This window comes from Luteococcus sp., assembly GCF_043424415.1.
Lineage (GTDB): Bacteria > Actinomycetota > Actinomycetes > Propionibacteriales > Propionibacteriaceae > Luteococcus.
This window is the reverse complement of record NZ_JBHWOO010000014.1, coordinates 1-17,707: the sequence shown is the minus strand read 5'-3', so window position 1 is coordinate 17,707 and position 17,707 is coordinate 1. Positions and strand designations below refer to the sequence as shown.

Below are 17,707 nucleotides of genomic sequence, written 5' to 3'. Positions count from 1 at the left end.
GGCCTGGCCGTCACCGGTCAGCACCTCACCGGCAAGCGCGCCGTCCTGGCGTGTCGCCCGGTCCAGCCTGATCACTGGTGCCACCGCTGCGGCTGCCACGGCCAGCCGCGTGACAGTGTCGTGCGAGAGTTGGCGCACATCCCGTTCGGTTGGCGCCCCACCACCCTCCAGGTTCGGCTGCGCCGCTACCAGTGCACCGGCTGCGGGCATGTCTGGCGCCAGGACCTCACCCGCGCAGCGTCGCCGCGTTCCTGCTTGTCACGAGCTGCGTTGCGATGGGCGCTGGAAGCGCTGGTGGTCAACCACCTGTCCATGACGCGCATCGCGGCCGCGCTCGGGGTGGCGTGGAACACCGCCAACGACGCCGTCCTCGCCGAAGGCCAGCGGATGCTCATCGACTCCCCCGGCCGCCTCGATGGCGTGAGCGTCGTGGGCGTCGACGAGCACGTGTGGCGCCACACCCGCCGCGGCGACAAGTACGTCACCGTGGTCATCGACCTGACCCCCGTCAGCACCGGGACCGGAGCGTCGCGGTTGTTGGCGATGGTCGAGGGGCGTTCGAAGCAGGCGTTCAAGACGTGGCTCGCCGAGCAGCCCCAGACCTGGACAGACGGAGTGAAGATCGTCGCGATGGACGGGTTCACCGGCTTCAAGACTGCCGCCGCCGAAGAACTGCCGAAAGTTGCCACGGTGATGGATCCCTTCCATGTCATCCGGCTCGCTGGGGATGCTCTGGATGTGTGCCGCAGGCGGGTCCAGGTCTCGCTGCACGGCAGTCGGGGGCGCAAGCACCATCCGCTCTACCAAGCACGGCGAACGCTTCACACCGGCGCTGATCTACTCACTGACAAGCAACAACGCCGCCTGAATGCCCTGTTCGCTGATGACCGGCACGTTGAGGTCGAGGCCACTTGGGGCGTCTACCAGGCCATGATCACGGCATACCGCACCAAGGCCCGCAGCGACGGCAAGAAGGCCCTGGCCAGACTGATCGACTCGATCGGATCAGCGGTTCCCACCCGCCTGGTCGAGGTCTGCAAGCTCGGCCGCACCCTGGCCAAGCGACGCGACGACATCCTCGCCTTCTTCGACCACACCGGCTCGAGCAACGGCCCCACCGAGGCGATCAACGCACCGGCTCGAACACCTCCGAGGCACCGCTCTCGGCTTCCGCAACCTCACCCACTACATCACGAGGTCCCTGCTTGAAGCCGGTGGGTTCAGACCCGATCTACACCCTGGATTGTGAAGAGCCGTCAAACCCGCCGCGGCGACAAGTACGTGACCGTGGTCATTGACCTCACGGTGGTCTCCACCGGCACGGGCCCGAGCCGGTTGTTGGCGATGGTCGAGGGTCGTTCGAAGCAGGCCTTCAAGACGTGGCTCGCCGAGCAGCCCCAAACCCGGGGCAGCCCTCCCCTGTGTGCCTCCTCCGCTGACTTGCTCACTTTCGAGTGGTGGTGCAGGTTGACACGACTCCGCCATGGCCACGAGGTGTAGCTGCTGGTCGGGGGCGAGTTCACGCAGCATCTCTGCGGGGTTGGCCATCACCGAAGCGGAATTGCGCCATGAGGGCCGGCTCGTGGTCAAGAACAGTCAGCCCCTCGATTCACTGTCTGCATTCGTCCAGAAGTTGAATCGTCTTGTTCATCGAAAGGGTTTGTTCTGGTGGTTGCTGAGCGTAGATGATTTGGATGTCTGTCAATTGTGTGCCGGGGCACCATGCCTGCGTTGAGTAGACGAGGGATTCTGCGATGGCTCCCGACAGGATGTTGGGAGGCCGCATTCCTCGGTCCCTGCCTATCCCGATGGTAGGTGTGGAGATGGTGCCTGGCGGTTGCTTTCCCAGGGTTCCTTGTGATTCCAGATGAATGATGCGGGGCAGGCTTTTCGGGGCTGGGGACTGGGTGTAGATCTCGTCAATCCTCGCGGCAGCGGCGGGTAGATAGGCACTGTTGGGCGGGGTTGAGCACACCCTCACGCGATGGCTTGGGCTCGTGGTGCAGCTGGTATAGCCGTACCTGTCGGCCCAGTGGTTGTCGGGGTTGGGTCCTCGGGAAATGTCGAGGGGTATCGCAATCATCAGCGCCAGAGCCAGGATGAGCCCGAGTGGTGCGAGCCAGATCCTTCCAGAGCACCACCCGAGCATGGTTCCTGCCGCGGCCAGGACCATCGCTCCTGCGATCACCACCAAGGTGGGCGGCAGACTGGTCACGAGTTCAGTAGCGACCAAGGAATTCGGCACGTGCCCGGCAAGGCTGACCGCAGCGACGAGGGACAAGACCAGCGCCGGCACACTGAGGGCCACCAAAGTGATTAGCATGGCCCGGCAGGAAGCACGAGCCAACAACTCGCGATTGCTACGTGACGACAGGGATTGCCAGATATTCAGGCCGCTGCGCCAGCGAGCTTGACCGCAGATGACACCGACCACGGCACCGATGGGTATCAGGAAGAAGAAGACGCTGGGAATCACCTTGGTGAACAGCAGCCGTGGACTCCCGCCCCATTTGCCGATGTCGCCCCAGAGGACGGCAGCACACACGATCGCCCCGAGCGTCATCAGTGGTGTCTGCAGCGACGCTCGCCCCAGTCCGGCCTGCCAGCGAGGCGCTGATGCGCTGGCCCCAACGCGGGAACCGATGATAGATGCGGTGCTGTTTCTCGATTCACTGAGCGTGCAGCCACGCAGGTACGTCACAACCCCCGCCGCTGCAATGCTCAGGCATAAGGGGATACTTAGGTTCGGGACACCAGTCGTGGCGAAAGTGAGGTTACCCGGCGCCCGCAGGGCGCCCCAGATGCCGTGATGGAGCGCTGGCTTCCACGGCCAAGCAAACATCATGGACATGATCGCCACCAGCGTTGGTGCCACCCAGATCGCCGAGGGGCCAACCAGACCCATTCCCAGCAGTCCGAGCCCGACCAAGCCGAGGCAGTTGCGCCAGGTTGCGATGAATCCCAGGCCGGTCATGTCCTGCGGGAAGCAGGCCAGAGACAACACCCCAGTCACCGCCCCCGCGATACTCAGCAGGATGCCTCTCCTCAGGGCCAAGGATCGAGGTGAAGCGCGGTCCACGTCAGTCTCGTGGACGAACATGAACAGCAACGGGAGACTAGCGGCAGTGGACACCCACAAGGGCCCTACCTCGATATCTCCACCCTCGGCAGTAGCCAGCCCCACCAGTGCCCGCATGACCAGAGTCGCGGCCACAGAAAATGTCACACAGCCAGGCACTCCATGGTGACGTAGCCACAACAGCAGCCCCGACTTCACTGGGACACCATCGCCATGTATCGATCTCGCACCGCTGCCAGATCACGAGACGACGTGAATTGCTCAAAAGGCCCACTGAACAAGAAACGACCCTTGTCCATCACCGTTAAACTGTCGGCATGCTCGAGCACATCCTCCACGATGTGGGTGGAGACGAGGACAATCGCATCCTCCGAGACACGATCTAGCACCCTTGTGAGGGACTCACGTTGCGCCACATCCAACCCTGCGGAGGGCTCGTCAAGCACCACCAGGGAGGGATTACCCACCAAGGCCGACCCGATCCCCACCCGGCGACGCATGCCGCCGGACAACGAGGAAATCCGGTCACCACACCGATCAGCCAAGTCCACCAAGTCCAGGACCCGCTCCACCTCACCCGCGACGTCGACTGAAGGTAACTGGCGCAGCCAACACATGTAGGCGAGATGTTCCTGCACTGTGAAACGAGATCTTCCCAAGTTCTCTTGTGGGAGGAAGCCGAGCCGTTGCCGTACCTGCCGGACAGGGTTTCCGTCCAACGCGACAGTGCCTGCCTTGACCGGCTGCAAGGTACTGATTGCTCTCAACAGCGACGTCTTTCCAGCACCGTTGGGACCAAGCAGAGCGTGGAAGCCCACACCCAAGTCCCACGACACCTCTGACACCGCACTACGCCTGCCGTAGCGAACCGAGACTCCCGAAAGCGTCAACACCAATGTCGTCATCCATCCTTCGAATCACAGTTGAGAGTTTGGCTGCTGGCAGAGGTGGAGCTGGGGCCTTCTTCCTGAAGACCCCAGCTCCACTCAGTCAGTGAGTCTCGAACGAGATCCCGAAGGGCATCCCGGCCAAACAACGAGCAGTCGCCTGCTTCCCGGCATTGGTCCAGTTGGAGTAGCCATCCGGGGCATGACTGCAGTCGAGTCGAAGCCGGAACTGTCCCGAACCCTTGCTGCACGTTCCGATCACATCACGTCCATTGATCTCGTAGTGACAGCCGTAGGGAACTGCTTCAGCTGCCTGAGGGGCGATGAGCTGGGGCACCACAACGCATCCGAGCGACAGCATCCCCAAACCCACATTTCTGAGCTTATTCCTCATACGATGGCCTCCTTGCCACAGGGAGGAAGACCTTACTTCCCCCATGCGTCACAAGCTAGTCCCAGATAGGGGCTCTTCACAATCCAGGGTGTAGATCTGGTCTGAACCCGCCGGCCTCGAGTAGTGATCTGGCGATGTAGTGGGTGAGGTTGCGGAAGCCCAGGGCGGTGCCGCGTAGGTGTTCGAGGCGGTGCGTTGATCGCTGCGGTGGGTCCGTTGCTGGAACGGTGGTGGTCGAAGAAGGCGAGGATGTCGTCGCGTCGCTTGGTCAGGGTGCGGCGCAGCTTGGCGACCTCGACCAGGCTGGCGGGGACAGCGGTGCCGATCGCCTCGATCAGCCGGGTCATGACCTTCTTGCCCTCCGCTCTGGGCTTGGTGCGGTAAGCCGAGATCATGCGCTGGTAGACGCCCCCGGGTGGCCTCGACTTCGACGTGGCGGGCATCAGCGAACAGGGCGTCCAGGCGGCGTTGTTGCTTGTCGGTCAACAGGTCGGCGCCGGTGTGGAGTGTTCGCCGGCTCTGGTAGAGGATCAGCATTGGGATGAACTGCCACCGGGCCCCAGCCACGGTTACCGGGCGGTGCATGTCATCGCGCGTCAAGGGTGGTTTCGCTGTGAGATCCAGGTCCGGACGCTGACCCAGCACCGGTGGGCGGAACTGTTCGAGAGCGTGTGCGATGCGTGGGGGCGGGAGCCCCGATATGGGGAACCGTTGCAGAACCCCTGCGCCCCGTTCCGGGACGGAGCGGGCGGCACTCGGGCAGAGTTCTTGGAACTCCTCTGGCGAACCGGCCGCATCGGCGAAAGCGTCGAACGCGCTTTGGTCCTGGTGGAGCAGACCCGAAGCTCGCTCCTGGCGACGGACGCCACGCTCGGTGCCGCAGAGGCCCAGACCCCCCACCAGAGATCCTTGCTTCTCGGACCATGCGCTCCTGAAGCGGCCACGGCCATCCGACAGGGGATGGCCGTATCGGAGGCGGCTCTGGCGAAGGCGCGCCTCTCCTATGAGCACGCCAGCGCTCAGCACCAGCGGGCCAGAGACTCTTATCTCCAAGCCGTCACAGCTCTGGAGGGTACGCTGGGTGAACGGGGCAAGATTCTTGAAGGGAGGCCCCTGACGTGACGACCCACTTTGTCCTTGCCTACGACCGTGTGAATGCCGAGCTGCTCCACGAGGAAAGCTTTGCCGACGTCGACATGGCTGTCTCCCGTCGGCTTGACCTCGAGAGTCGTCATGCGGACCGCCGGTCCGTCGAGGTGGTGCTGCTGGGCGCCCGTTCGATCGATGACCTGCACCGAACCCATCGCCGGTACTTCGAATCGACGGCTGACTTGGTCCAGGAGTTCGCTACGGCCTGACCCGCGGAGCAAACGGCTCAAGGCGGGTGGGGTGGGACGAGTTCGCCTGTAAGCCGGATTCTGTCCCCGCGGAAGACCCGCGGTGGGTGACCATCCATCTGCGACGCCTGTTGCCAGACGCCTTCGACGCGTGCGCGTCGTGCGACCTACCCGGACGCTCGGGCGGGCAGCCCTCGATCACGTCCGCGACCCCGAGGGGTCTTCTTGGTCTTGCTCCGGGTGGGGTTTGCCTGGCCGCCCCAGTCACCTGGGGCGCCGGTGGTCTCTTGCACCACCGTTTCACCCTTACCAGCAACACTTCACGAAGAAGTGCGGCGCTGGCGGTCTGTTCTCTGTGGCACTGTCCCGCGGATCACTCCGGGTCGGTGTTGCCGACCACCCTGCCCTGTGGAGTCCGGACTTTCCTCAACGCCAGCCCCGAGGAGCGCGGCGCAGCGGTCACCCGGCGAACTCGTCCATCCGGAAGTCTACGACGCCGCGGGCCGGAAGGTGACCACGCCCTTGAGCAGGTCCACCGAGTCCACCTCGACGGCCACCTCCTGGCCCAGGGCGACACCCGGCATCTGGAAGCGCGCCTCGACGGCCGGCTCGGCGATGGAGATGGTGCCCTGGTCCTTCTTGGGGTCGTGGTCGACCACCACGCCCTCCAGCCGGCGGCCGGTGTGGGAGCTGAGCACCAGCGCCTCGGTGAGGTCGACGATGCCGCGCTCGAACTTCTTGGCCCGCGAGTCGCTCTCGCGCATCTCGTCGGGCAGGGTGGGCAGCGCGTCGAGCACCCACTGCGGGATCTCGGTCTGGTTGCACAGGTGCACGCAGATCTCTCCCACATAGCGGTCCACCAGGCGACGAAGCGGCGCGGTGCAGTGGGCATAGTGGGCGGCCAGCGCATTGTGCTTCAGCGCATCGCCGGAAGGTGCCTCGCCGTCCTGGTCGGCCTGGCCGAGCACCGTGTAGGCGGCGCCGCGGAAGAGTCGCGTGCAACTGGTCATCATCGCCAGATGGGTGGGTCGGGTGACGTCGAGGGAGCGCACGAAGTCGGGATAGCCCATCTGCTCGGGCCAGTCGATGCGCAGGCCGCGGGCGATCCCCCGCAGCCTTTCCACGTCGCGCTGCTGGGCTGGCGGCAGGGTGCGCAGGATGCCCGTCTGGGCCTGGAGCATGATCGAGGCGGCGGCCATGCCGGTGAGCAGCGAGACCTGGGCATTCCAGCCCTCGATGGGCAGCGGGCAGCGGAACTCGGTGTGCCAGCCGTCCTCGTCGCTGACGATCTCCTGCTCGGGCAGGTTCAGCGAGACACCCCCACGCTCCACCTCCTGCTGCTCGCGCAGCTGGCCGATCTCGCGCAGCAGCCCCACCCACTCGGGCGCGGTGCCCGCATCGAGCTGGGCCTGCACGCCGGCATAGGTGAGCTGTTCCCGGCTGCGCACCAGGGCACGCTGCACGCTGGCGGCACGCTGGGCGCCGGCGGCGTCGAGCTCGATGCGCCACAGCAGGGCAGGCCGCGGCCTGCCGTCGGCCAGCAGGCTGGCAGCCCCCTCGCTCAGGACGGCCGGGTGCAGGGGTGCCCGCTCGGCAGGGGCGTAGAAGGTCTGGCCACGCCGGTGGGCCTCCAGGTCAACAGCCCCACCGGGTTCCACCCAGGCGGCGACGTCGGCGATGGCGTACCAGACGAGGAATCCGTCCGTCAGGCGCTCCAGGCACATCGCCTGGTCGAGGTCCTTGGAGCCCTCGGGGTCGATGGTGACGAAGTCGAGGTCGGTGCGGTCGACGCGCTCCCCCAGCTGCCAGCGGGCCTCGTCGACGCCGTGCGCCGCTGCCTGCTCGGCGGCCGCGACCACCTCCGGGCTGAAGTCGTCGGGCACTTCCAGCTCGGCGCGCAGGGCGGCGATGCCGGCCTGGATCGGTTCGGGCGCCTGGGCCCTGGCAGTGATCTGGCGTGCTGGCATCGTCGCTCCTGTTCGTCGGGGGAAACCTGGAACCGGCGGTCCCGGGTCAGCTGGGCAGCAGGGAGGCCTTGGTGCGCACGAGGATGCGGTCGCACTCCTCGCAGCGCAGCACCTCCTCGGGCTTCGCCGCGGCATAGCGGCGCAGGTCGGCGGCATTGGCCTCGAGCTGGCAGCCGGTGCAGCGGCGGCCCTGGAGCTCGGCGGCGCCGGTGCCGAGGCGCTCGGTGATGCGCTGGTAGGTCTTGAGCAGCGCCTCGGGCAGCAGGCGGGCCGTCGCCTCGCGCTCGCCCTTGCGCTCGGAGAGCTCGGCGTCGATGGTGGCCATCGTCTGGTCGCGGTGGGCCATCAGTTCGCGGATCTCGGACTCCAGCTCTTTGCGCTCGGTGTCGATGCGCTTCACCTCGGCGGCGTGGTCCTCCACCAGCTGCATGGCGTCGAGCTCGTCGTCCTCGAGCTTGCGGATGCGTCCACCGAGGTGGTCGATCTCCTCGGTGAGGCCTCGCAGGGCCTTGGGATCGGTGACCGATCCATCGTCGACGCGCTTCTGGTTGCGGACCATCCGCTCGCGGGCCGGATTCAGGTCGTCCTCGATGCGCTTCTGCTCCGCCTCGGCGTCGGAGAGCCTGGTCTGCGCGGCGACCTGGGCCTCGACGAGGGTGGCCCGCTGGCCCATCAGCTGCTTGATGGTGGCCAGTTCGGGAATGGTGCGACGACGATGCTCCAGCTGGCTGACCTGGAGGTCGATGGCGGCAAGGTCGAGCAACCGCAGCTGGTCAGCCGGTTCGGCAAGCATGTCTTCTCCTCGTGGTGCGCGGACGAGCCGCTGGTTCTCGGGGCGGCACCCCTGGCACTGCCCGTGGACGAAGCCTACCCACTGCTGACCCCGCCACCCCACAGCCAGGGCGTGACGGGCGGCAGGTGGCCGGGCGCTCTCAGCGTCCCCATGGGTGACCGGTCGGTAGGGTTCAGTGCCCGCCGGTGCGGGAACGACGACCCCGAGGATGACCATGAGCACTGCCCTGCCGCACGACGCCACACCCGGGGAGTCCCTGACACGCCGCCAGTACCGCACCCTGGTGCTGGTGCTCGGCACCATGGGTGCACTGGGCCCGATGACCATCGACACCTACCTGCCGGCCCTGCCCCACCTGGCCGAGACGCTCGACGCGTCCACCAGCCAGGCGCAGCTCACCCTGAGCGCGATGATGCTGGGAATGGGGCTCGGACAGCTCGCGTGGGGGCCGCTCTCGGACGCCATCGGGCGACGCAAGCCCCTGCTGGTGGGCCTGGGCACGCACGTCGTGGCCAGTGTCGTGTGCGGCCTCGCCCCGTCGATCGGGGTCCTGCTGGCCGGACGACTCCTGCAGGGCCTGGCCTGCGCGGCCGTTGGCGTCGCCTCCCAGGCGATCGTGCGCGACCTCTTTCGTGGCATGAAGGCCGCCGAACTGCTCAGCCGCCTGGCCCTGGTCACCGGGCTGGCACCGATCCTGGCCCCGCTGATCGGTTCCGGGCTGCTCACCTTCACCACGTGGCGTGGCGTCTTCGTGGTGCTGGGCGTCATCGCCCTGTTGGTGCTCTTCCTGGTGCGCTCCCAGTTGCCGGAGTCGCTCCCGAGCGAACGGCGGATCCCGGGTAGCCTCTCGTCCAGCCTTGCCGCCTACCGCCAGGTGCTCAGCGACCCGGGATTCGTGGCGGTGGCGCTGACCGGAGCCATGGCCTTCACCTGCCTGTTCGCCTATGTCTCCGGCTCGGCCTTCGTGATGCAGGGCATCTTCGGGCTGAGCCCCCAGCTGTTCGGGGTGGTCTTCGCCTCGATGTCAGTGGGCCTCAGCCTCGCAGCCCAGGCCAACCCGCGCGTGGTGCGACGCATCGGTCCGGTGCGCGCCCTCACCCTGGGGCTGGCGACGATCGTGCTGGCCGCCGCGCTGATGCTGGCCCTGGCCCAGTGGCAGGTCGGTGGGCTGGCCGGCTTCCTGGCGCCGATGTTCCTGGTGATGTGCGGGCTCGGCCTGTCGCTGCCCAATGCGCCGGCGGTCGCACTGCACCGCCATGGGGCCCGAGCCGGCACGGCCGCAGCCCTGCTGGGCGCCTCGCAGTTCGCCATGGGTGGCGTCGTGACGCCGTTGGTGGGCGCCCTGGAGGACGGCACCTCGCGGCCGATCCCGATGGTGATCCTGGCCGCCGGCCTCGTCGGGCTGGCGACCATGCTGCTGGCCGGGCGCCGGCTGCGCGCCGAGAGCTATGACTAGTCCTGCCTGGCCCCCGGCGCGCGGCGTCGGGTGATCAGTCGTCGACGACGGTGACGGTGACGTCGATGTTGCCACGGGTGGCATTGCTGTAGGGGCACACCTGGTGCGCCTTGTCGGCCAGGGCCTGCGCCTGGTCATGGGGCAGGTCGGGGATGACGACCTCGAGCTCGACGCTCAGCCCGAAGCCGCCGCCGTCGAGCTGGCCGATGCCGACCCGGGACCCGACGCTGGACTCGCCCAGGTCGGCCTTGGCCTCGCGCGCGACCATCTGCAGCGCGGAGTGGAAGCAGGCGGCGTATCCGGCCGCGAAGAGCAGCTCGGGGTTGGGAGCGCCGCCGGCGCCACCCATCTCGCGCGGGATGGCGAGGTCGGTGTCGACCAGGCCGTCGGTGGTGCGGACGTGGCCGTTGCGGCCGGCGCCGGTGGCGAGTGCCTCGGCGGTGTAGATGGCTGACATGGTCTTCCTCCTGTGGTGACTGGGATGCCGACCCTGCGCCCTCGCGGGCGCCGGGTGGCGACGTCTGGCACAACAACCGGGACAGCCGCCCCATTCCCGGCTCGCGCGTCAGGCATTCCAGCGCACGATCGCCGGCGACTCCTTCTCGTAGCCGAGCACGCAGACCGCGCCGGTCTGCAGCGGGAAGGACTGGCCGCGGGCGACGTCGATGCCCAGCCAGCACAGGGCCAGGACGCGCGAGGCGTGGCCGTGGCTGAAGCAGATCGCCCGGTCCACACCGGAGTCCTGCACCCGCTGCACCACCTTGGTGAGCCGGTCGATCACCTGGGTGCGGGTCTCCCCGCCCGGGATCGGGTGCGTCCAGATGCGCCAGCCCGGAACCTGCTCGCGGATCTGGTTGCTGGTCATCCCCTCGTAGTCGCCGTAGAACCACTCGGCCAGATTCTCGTCGACCTCGGGCTGCTCGAAGCCCGCCAGCTCGGCGGTTCGCCGGGCCCGCAGCCGGGGGCTGGTGAGCACCAGTCCGAAGTCGCTCGGGTCGAGGCGCTCGCGCAGCCGGCTGGCCTCCTCAACCCCGTGCTCGGTCAGGTCCAGGTCGGTGACGGAGGTGTGCTGGCCGGACCTGCTCCAGGCCGTCTCACCATGGCGTACGAGATAGAGCTCAGTCATGCTCCTCACCCTGCCAGCCCTCGCCACACAGCGCGAGGCCTCAGGCGGCGGGCTCACTCAGCTCAGAGCTGATCACCGGCAGACGGCCCGAGGCCAGAACCACGTGCTCACCGTCGCGCCAGTGCGCCAGCAAGGCCTCCTGCACCCGATTGTGGGCCTCCAGCGTGGCCCACTGCTGGGCCAGTGGCCGCTCGTCGGGCTCGATGTCGAAGCCGAAGTAGAGGCCGTCGCGATCGCACTCGGTGACCTTCCAGACCGCGAAGCGGCGCGCGAAGTCCACCACATTGCCCTCGCCCAGGCGCCAGGCGATGCCCGGGTCGAGCAGCCAGGAGGTGCAGGTGAACCAGTCGATCGGGCCCACTTCCGGGTAGTGTTCCTCGAAGAGCAGGGTCGCCTGCCGCAGCGAGTCGTCGACCAGCTCGGGGTGCAGCGGCCCGCTCGGGTCGATGTGGATGGCCAGGGCCGGGACTTCGGTCTCGAGGATCCCCACGTCGCTGGTGGTCAGCTCGAACTGCAGGCGTCCGAGCTTGAGGAAGCGGCCGGCCCAGACCATCGCCATCCACTGCAGGTTGTGCAGGCCGGTGGAGCCGTTGACCTGCCGGTCCTTGTGGACCTGCCAGCCGAGGTCGGCCAGCGTGGCGTCGATGACCTCGGACGCGATCTGCCGCCGCGCCAGGGCCTCCCGCACGCCGGGAGCGGCCAGCACCAATGCCAGCACGGCAAGCACGCCCCGACCGAGACGGTGCTGCTCGTCGACGGCTTCGAAGACCCCTGCCGAACGCTCGGAATGGCCGATGACCCCCGCCAGCCGTTCGACCAAGAGCTCGACGCGCGCCAGGTCGGTCTCGTCGGTGGCGACCTCTGCGGCCCAGGAGAGCACGGCCGGACGGTCCTCGTCCTGCACCCCGAGCCGGGCGAGGTCCTCGTCACAGAGCCGGCTGAGCAGGCTGGCGGTCGGCTCGGTACGCGAGGTCATGGGCGCAAGCCTAGAATGCCTCTGGCATCCCGGCCGACCGTCCGACCGGGGCCGGACGAACGGAGATGACATGAGTGACGAACAGCCCAGGCTTCCCAACCGCCAGACCCCCTTCTCGGAGGCCTTCGTCGACTTCATCCCCCGCGACTGGGCCCCCTATGACAGCACCCTTCCCGAACGGCTGCCCGCCAGCGAGGCCGCCGTGACCCGTCGCGAGGAACTCTCCAAGGCCTTCCCCGGCGAGCGGATCGTCGTGCCCGCCGGCGGGCTCAAGGTGCGCAGCAATGACTGCGACTACGTCTTCCGTCCCCACTCGGCCTTCGCCTGGCTGACCGGCCTGGGCAGCGACCGCGAACCCGACGCCGTGCTCGTGCTGGAGCCCACCGACCAGGGCCACGACTCGACCCTCTACTTCAAGCCCCGCGCCCCGCGCACCGATCCCGAGTTCTACGCCGACGCCCGCTATGGCGAGATGTGGGTGGGCCAGCGCGAGAGCCTCGAGGAGATGCGCGCCATGACCGGGCTGGACTGCGCACCGGTCTCCGAGCTCGACGCCGCGCTGGGAAAGAATGCCGACAGCACCCGGATCCGGGTGCTGCGCGCCGCCGACGAGCAGGTGGCCAGCCGTGTTGACGAGCTGCGCACCCAGCAGCAGGACCAGCTGCAGGACGACCAGGAGCTGGAGACCCACCTGTCGACGATACGCCTGGTCAAGGACGACTTCGAGCAGGGACAGATGCGCGAGGCCTGCCAGGCCACCGCGCGCGGCTTCGAGGCCGTCGTGCGCGACCTGCCCGAGGCGGTGCGCCGCGGCCGCGGCGAGCGCTGGGTGGAGGGCGTCTTCGGCCTGCACGCCCGCCACCACGGCAATGGGGTGGGCTATGACTCGATCGCCGCCAGTGGGGACCATGCCAACACGCTGCACTGGATCCGCAATGACGGCGACCTGCGCGAGGGCGACCTGCTGCTGCTGGACGCCGGCGTCGAGCTCGACAGCCTCTACACCGCCGACGTCACCCGCACCCTGCCGGTCAGCGGCCGCTTCTCGCCCGAGCAGCGCAAGGTCTACGAGGCGGTGCTGGAGGCCCAGGAGGCGGGCATCGCCGCCGCACAGCCCGGGGCGCGCTTCTCCGACGTGCACGCCGCCGCGATCGCGGTGGTGGCCCGCCACCTGCACGAGTGGGGGCTGCTGCCCGTCACGCCCGAGGAATCGCTGTCGGCCGAGGGCGGCCAGCACCGCCGCTGGATGGTGCACGGCACCAGCCACCACCTGGGCATCGACGTGCACGACTGCGCCCAGGCGCTGCGTGAGGACTACCGCGACGGCATCCTCAAGCCGGGCATGGTGATCACCGTCGAGCCCGGCATCTACCTCAAGGCCACCGACCTGCTGGTGCCCGAACAGATGCGCGGCATCGGCGTGCGGATCGAGGACGACATCCTGATCACCGCCGACGGCAACGAGAACCTCTCCGCGATGCTGCCGCGCACTGCCGACGAGGTCGAGGCCTGGATGGCTCCCTTGCTCGCCGGGGAGGGCCGGTGACGGGTGACCAGCGTCGCCTGCGCCCGGCGCTTCGCCCGGTCGTCCCCCGCCCGTCGGCCAGGAGCACCATGGCGACCGCGCGTCGCACGAACGGCCGTCGCTGGGCCACCACGCCCGACTCGGTGCAGGCCTGGGGCTGGTACGTGGACGGCCGCAAGGAGGAGGTGGACAGCCTCCACCTGGCCACCGAGCGCGCCAAGATGGGCGAGGGTTTCGTCTGGCTGGGGCTCAAGGACCCCACCGACGAGGACATGGCCAGCTTCGCGCGCCAGTTCGAGCTGCACCCGCTGGCCATCGAGGATGCAGTCGAGGGCCACTCCCGCAGCAAGCTGGAGCAGTTCGACGACACGCTGTTCTGCGTCATCTCCACCGTCGCCTATGTTGATCATGAAACGGTCACCGAAACCAGCGAGATCGTCTCCACCGGCCAGATCATGATCTTCGTCGGCGAGAACTTCCTGCTCACCGTGCGTCGCGGCGACAACACCCCGCTGCGCAGCCTGCGCCGCGAGCTGGAGACCGCGCCCGAGGAGCTCGGGGTGGGGCCCGCCTACGTCTTCTACAAGATCCTCGACCGGGTGGTCGACGAGTACATGGCCGTGGTGAGCGAGTTCGAGATCGACATCGACGAGGTGGAGGAGGACATCTTCTCCCGCCAAGGCACCAAGGAGGTGGACCGGGTCTACAACCTCAAGCGTGAACTGATCGAGTTCAAGCGCTCCGTGGTACCGCTGGCCGCACCGCTGCAGGCGCTGAGCACCCGCAACTACCCGGTGATCCCCGACGAGACCCGGGCCTACTTCCGCGAGGTGGCCGACCACCACACGGACTCGCGAGAGGCGATCGCCTCCTTCGACGAGGTGCTGTCCACCATCCTGCAGGCCGGCATGGCGCGGATCTCCCTGGAGGACAACCGCGACATGCGGCGGCTGTCGGCGATCCTGGGGATCCTGGCCGTCCCGACCACCATGGGTGCGGTCTACGGCATGAACTTCGACAACATGCCCGAACTGCACTACGACTACGCCTACTACGTCGTCCTCACGGTGATGGTGGTGGGGATGCTGGCCAGTTACCTCGTCTTCCGCCGCCGCCACTGGATCTGAGTGGCCACTGGACCTGAGTGGCCACTGGACCCGGGCCACGCGGGACGGTCAGTCGCGTCGGCGCTGGCCCAGCACCTGAAGCACCGAACTGAGTCCCTGGTGCGCCATGCCCTCGAAGATCCGCCGCTCGGTGATCATGATGTCAAGATCAAGCCCGGGCCAGTCGGCCTCCATCTTGGGGCGGGTCATCAGCAGGTCCTCGTCGGTGGGTCCGCCGGTGCCCATCGCGGGCTGGGCGGGAGTGTAGACCTCCATCAGGAGCTTGCCCTGGGGCGCCAGCTGCCCGGTCAGCACCCTGGCCACCTCCGCACGCAGCCCGGGCGGGAGGTGGCAGAAGATGACCACGATCCCGTCCCAGGGGCCCTCAGCGGCGGGCGTGTGGATCCACTCGGCCAGGTCGGCCACCTGGGCGTCGAGGTTGACCTTGCGCTCCGCGGCCAGGGCGCGGGCCTTGGCCACGCCCACCTCGGAGATGTCGACGGTGGTGACCCGGTGGCCCTGTTGGGCCAGCCACACGCCATTGCGTCCCTCGCCGTCGCCCAGCACCAGCAGGCGGCTGCCCCGTCGCAGCATCACCTCGGCGGTGACCAGGAAGTCATTGGGGCGATAGCCGAACAGGTTGTTCGGGTGGTCGTAGCGGTCGTCCCAGAGCCGTCGCAGCTCGTCCCCGGACAGCGGGCTCATCGACGACCTTCCTGGTCGCCGCCCTGCTGGCTGGTCGGGGTGGGCGGCCAGACCGTCGGGCTCGGGGGCTGGAGCGGCTGCTGGCCCAGCGCCTCGCGGGCCTGGTTGACCACCGTCGACTCGCCCAGCACCTCGTAGCGAGTGGCGACGATCGCCTGCACCGAGGAGAAGTCCCGCTTGCCGCCCTGGGTGGCATAGCCCATCCCGGCGGTGAGCACGCCCAGGCCGACGCCCATCAGCACGCCGAGCAGGAGTGCCTGCCCGCCGGGGATGGTGGTGACCAGCAGCATCATCAGCAGGCCGAAGAAGAGCCCGGTGCCCAGCCCGCTGAGCGCTCCCCCGGCCAGTACGCGGCCCAGGGTGAGGCGTCCGAGCACGCGCTCCACCTGCTTGAGGTCGGTGCCCACGATGCACAGGTTCTCCACCGGGAACTGCTTGTCCGCCAGCAGGTCCACGGCTCGCTGCGCCTCGGCGTAGGTGGGGTAGATGGCCACCGACATGGGGTACTTCAAGGGCATGACGGTCGAGGAGGCCTGCATGGAGGAAGACATGCACCGATCCTACCGGCGGCCACGAGGCGGCTGGCTTCGTCCAACTCTCGGGTGCCCCACTGTGTGCATGGACAGCCTCGCCCATCGCAGGACACAGAGCCCTGACGCGCCGCCTAGAACCTGCATGGTCTGAACTGTGCGCATGTGGACCGTGGAGCTGGACCCGATCCGGGGCTGGCTCCTGTCCCTCGACCAGCGCTCCTACGAGCAGGTGATGGCGGACCTCGAACTCCTCGCCGAGCACGGACCCCAGCTCGGGCCCCCATTGTGGACACGGTAACGGCATCGCGGCACCGCAACATGAAGGAACTCCGGCCGGGGTCCTCCGGCCGTTCCGAACTCCGCGTCCTGTTCGCGTTCGATCCTGAGCGCCAGTCGATCCTGCTGGTCGCCGGTGACAAGGCCGGCAACTGGCAACGCTGGTACTCCAAGAACATCCCGATCGCCGACGACCTGTTCGACGACCACATCCGACGACTCAAGGGACGGTGACCACAATGACCACGCTCGACGACATGCTCGCGCTACGACCTGTCAGCGCGGAGGCGGTTGAGGCGCACAAGAAGCAGATGATGGCCGAGGTTCGCGCCTACCGCCTGCGGGAACTGCGCGAGCAGGCCGGGTACACCCAGGCCGAACTGGCCCAGCGGATCGGCGTCGGCCAGCGCCAGGTCTCCAAGATCGAGAACGGCGACATCGAGAATGCCAAGGTGGGCACCATCCGCGGCTATCTCGAAGCGGTTGGCGGAACCCTGGCCCTCGAATATGTGATGGGTGACCATCGGGTCCAGGTCGCCTGACGCACCAATCTGGTGGCCGGGTGGTTCACTTCTGGCATGGCTGTGACTGACGACAGGATCGAATCCTGTGCCCCTGCCAGCGACGTCCTGGACGAGGTCGTGGCCCAGCACCTGGAGGCGCCCCTCGCCTGGGATCCAGCTTGGACCGTCACCAACGAGGACACCGCCAACACGAAGAACCTGATGACGACGCAGCGTGAGGGCGGCAGCGGCCAGATCCTGTTCACCACACGGTCCGGTCGTCTCGCCGGCTTCGTGTGGGCATTCGACCCCACTTCCGTCGAGAAGCCCGTCGTCCATCGAGAAGCCACTGGGCACGTCGGAGAGCGACTGGGCACGTCGGAGAGCGACTGGGCAGCTGCTGCACCACGTGCGCAGTCACCTTTGGACGTGCACGGTGCAGGCGGGCTGCCGGGTGCCTCATCTCCCCACTCTCAGGACGGGTCCTCGACGGACTCCGAAGCCAGCGGGAGCAATCCCGCGCCCAGCTGCATGCGTCCGTCTGGCAGGCCGCGGCGCCAGTGGATCCCGTGGGTGGTCAGGCCCTTCGTCGCCAGGTGGTCGTCGACCAGCACCCACAGGTCGGCCTCGTCGACCAGCTGCGGGTCGACGACGGCGCTGACGGCCAGCTGCCCGGCAGCCAGCACAACCTCATCCAGACCGGCAAGGTCCGCCAGCGACTCACTGGCGAGCATCACGCCGATCACGCCGGGCTCCCGGCCGTCGTGGACCTGCACCAGGTCCTCGGGCTCTGATCCGACCCGTTCCAGCCGGAGCGCGTGCAGCCGCGACACGGCGGCGCCGATCTCGTGCTCGTGGTGCACGGTGCACCGCACACCCCACAGCGTCCGTTCGGGCATGGGCTCCAGCCGGGCGGTGCGCGCCACCTGCCGTGCGGCATCCTCGAGCCCATCCAGACGCCGCTGCACCTGCGCGAGCCGCTTGGCGGCCCGGCGGTGCTCCTCGTCCAGTTCAGCGGCGCGCTCCTGGAGCAGTCCCACCAGT

At 67.9% G+C, this 17,707-nt stretch carries 17 protein-coding genes, 1 other RNA gene and 3 pseudogenes; 9 read left to right on the top strand and 12 right to left on the bottom strand.

Annotation, left to right across the window (positions count from 1 at the left end; all coding sequences use genetic code 11):
- Together ACHFFZ_RS00545 and ACHFFZ_RS00540 are read left to right on the top strand one after the other, a co-directional pair.
- Positions 1 to 1,249, top strand: a pseudogene (locus tag ACHFFZ_RS00545) (ISL3 family transposase); the annotation flags it as partial.
- A 5-nt stretch (positions 1,250 to 1,254) separates the two neighbouring features.
- Positions 1,255 to 1,401 (top strand): annotated as a pseudogene (locus ACHFFZ_RS00540) (ISL3 family transposase); the annotation flags it as partial.
- A gap of 208 nt (positions 1,402 to 1,609) precedes the next feature.
- Here ACHFFZ_RS00540 and ACHFFZ_RS00535 read toward each other — a convergent pair.
- The 3 genes and pseudogenes from ACHFFZ_RS00535 to ACHFFZ_RS00525 all read right to left on the bottom strand — a co-directional run.
- Positions 1,610 to 3,100 carry a hypothetical protein gene (locus ACHFFZ_RS00535; RefSeq protein WP_394274714.1) on the bottom strand — a complete coding sequence of 497 codons (1,491 nt, stop codon included), beginning with the start codon at positions 3,098 to 3,100 and terminating at the stop codon, positions 1,610 to 1,612.
- Positions 3,101 to 3,273: 173 nt separating this feature from the next.
- Positions 3,274 to 3,984, bottom strand: coding sequence for an ATP-binding cassette domain-containing protein (locus ACHFFZ_RS00530; protein WP_394274713.1), 711 nt, complete (start codon positions 3,982 to 3,984; stop codon positions 3,274 to 3,276).
- 452 nt (positions 3,985 to 4,436) lie between these two features.
- Positions 4,437 to 4,888 (bottom strand): annotated as a pseudogene (locus tag ACHFFZ_RS00525) (transposase); the annotation flags it as partial.
- A 590-nt stretch (positions 4,889 to 5,478) separates the two neighbouring features.
- Here ACHFFZ_RS00525 and ACHFFZ_RS00520 point away from each other — a divergent pair.
- Positions 5,479 to 5,718: a hypothetical protein gene (locus ACHFFZ_RS00520; RefSeq protein WP_394274712.1), complete on the top strand. Its 240-nt coding sequence runs from the start codon at positions 5,479 to 5,481 to the stop codon at positions 5,716 to 5,718.
- A gap of 33 nt (positions 5,719 to 5,751) precedes the next feature.
- Here the strand turns inward: ACHFFZ_RS00520 and rnpB are convergent.
- From rnpB to ACHFFZ_RS00505, 3 genes are all read right to left on the bottom strand, one after another.
- An RNA gene (gene rnpB / locus ACHFFZ_RS00515) (RNase P RNA component class A) lies at positions 5,752 to 6,172 on the bottom strand.
- A gap of 13 nt (positions 6,173 to 6,185) precedes the next feature.
- Positions 6,186 to 7,664, bottom strand: a complete 1,479-nt coding sequence (locus tag ACHFFZ_RS00510) for an RNB domain-containing ribonuclease (RefSeq protein ID WP_394274711.1) — start codon at positions 7,662 to 7,664, stop codon at positions 6,186 to 6,188.
- A gap of 46 nt (positions 7,665 to 7,710) precedes the next feature.
- Positions 7,711 to 8,457: a zinc ribbon domain-containing protein gene (locus tag ACHFFZ_RS00505; protein ID WP_394274710.1), complete on the bottom strand. Its 747-nt coding sequence runs from the start codon at positions 8,455 to 8,457 to the stop codon at positions 7,711 to 7,713.
- Between the two features lie 214 nt (positions 8,458 to 8,671).
- Here ACHFFZ_RS00505 and ACHFFZ_RS00500 point away from each other — a divergent pair, with 214 nt between their 5' ends.
- Positions 8,672 to 9,913 carry a multidrug effflux MFS transporter gene (locus ACHFFZ_RS00500; RefSeq protein WP_394274709.1) on the top strand — a complete coding sequence of 414 codons (1,242 nt, stop codon included), beginning with the start codon at positions 8,672 to 8,674 and terminating at the stop codon, positions 9,911 to 9,913.
- Between the two features lie 34 nt (positions 9,914 to 9,947).
- On the opposite strand, the gene ACHFFZ_RS00495 is transcribed toward ACHFFZ_RS00500, so the two are convergent.
- The 3 genes from ACHFFZ_RS00495 to ACHFFZ_RS00485 form a co-directional block, all read right to left on the bottom strand.
- Positions 9,948 to 10,370 (bottom strand): organic hydroperoxide resistance protein, encoded by a 423-nt coding sequence (locus tag ACHFFZ_RS00495; RefSeq protein ID WP_394274708.1) that lies wholly within the window; start codon positions 10,368 to 10,370, stop codon positions 9,948 to 9,950.
- A gap of 108 nt (positions 10,371 to 10,478) precedes the next feature.
- Positions 10,479 to 11,039 carry a histidine phosphatase family protein gene (locus ACHFFZ_RS00490; RefSeq protein WP_394274707.1) on the bottom strand — a complete coding sequence of 187 codons (561 nt, stop codon included), beginning with the start codon at positions 11,037 to 11,039 and terminating at the stop codon, positions 10,479 to 10,481.
- A 40-nt stretch (positions 11,040 to 11,079) separates the two neighbouring features.
- Positions 11,080 to 12,015, bottom strand: a complete 936-nt coding sequence (locus ACHFFZ_RS00485; protein ID WP_394274706.1) for an acyltransferase domain-containing protein — start codon at positions 12,013 to 12,015, stop codon at positions 11,080 to 11,082.
- Positions 12,016 to 12,085: 70 nt separating this feature from the next.
- Between ACHFFZ_RS00485 and ACHFFZ_RS00480 the strand changes: the two genes are divergently transcribed.
- Entirely contained in the window at positions 12,086 to 13,561 is a 1,476-nt protein-coding gene (locus ACHFFZ_RS00480; RefSeq protein WP_394274705.1) for an aminopeptidase P family protein, read from the top strand.
- 68 nt (positions 13,562 to 13,629) lie between these two features.
- Positions 13,630 to 14,667: a magnesium/cobalt transporter CorA gene (gene corA, locus ACHFFZ_RS00475; protein ID WP_394274704.1), complete on the top strand. Its 1,038-nt coding sequence runs from the start codon at positions 13,630 to 13,632 to the stop codon at positions 14,665 to 14,667.
- Between the two features lie 48 nt (positions 14,668 to 14,715).
- Here corA and ACHFFZ_RS00470 read toward each other — a convergent pair whose 3' ends face one another.
- A complete protein-coding gene (locus tag ACHFFZ_RS00470) occupies positions 14,716 to 15,351 on the bottom strand; it encodes an SAM-dependent methyltransferase (RefSeq protein ID WP_394274703.1) in 636 nt (211 codons plus the stop codon).
- Positions 15,348 to 15,902 (bottom strand): general stress protein, encoded by a 555-nt coding sequence (locus tag ACHFFZ_RS00465; protein ID WP_394274702.1) that lies wholly within the window; start codon positions 15,900 to 15,902, stop codon positions 15,348 to 15,350. Before ACHFFZ_RS00465 ends, ACHFFZ_RS00470 begins: the two co-directional genes overlap by 4 nt.
- 136 nt (positions 15,903 to 16,038) lie before the next feature.
- On the opposite strand from ACHFFZ_RS00465, the gene ACHFFZ_RS00460 reads away from it, so the two are divergent.
- Genes ACHFFZ_RS00460 through ACHFFZ_RS00450 form a run of 3 tightly spaced genes read left to right on the top strand, consistent with a single transcriptional unit; the run spans position 16,039 to position 16,702 of the window.
- Entirely contained in the window at positions 16,039 to 16,182 is a 144-nt protein-coding gene (locus ACHFFZ_RS00460; protein ID WP_394274701.1) for a hypothetical protein, read from the top strand.
- A gap of 20 nt (positions 16,183 to 16,202) precedes the next feature.
- Entirely contained in the window at positions 16,203 to 16,394 is a 192-nt protein-coding gene (locus tag ACHFFZ_RS00455) for a type II toxin-antitoxin system RelE/ParE family toxin (RefSeq protein WP_394274700.1), read from the top strand.
- A 5-nt stretch (positions 16,395 to 16,399) separates the two neighbouring features.
- Positions 16,400 to 16,702, top strand: coding sequence for a helix-turn-helix transcriptional regulator (locus ACHFFZ_RS00450; RefSeq protein ID WP_394274699.1), 303 nt, complete (start codon positions 16,400 to 16,402; stop codon positions 16,700 to 16,702).
- Between the two features lie 434 nt (positions 16,703 to 17,136).
- Here the strand turns inward: ACHFFZ_RS00450 and ACHFFZ_RS00445 are convergent.
- A partial coding sequence (locus ACHFFZ_RS00445; protein WP_394274698.1) for a hypothetical protein occupies positions 17,137 to 17,707 on the bottom strand: 571 nt, incomplete at its 5' end.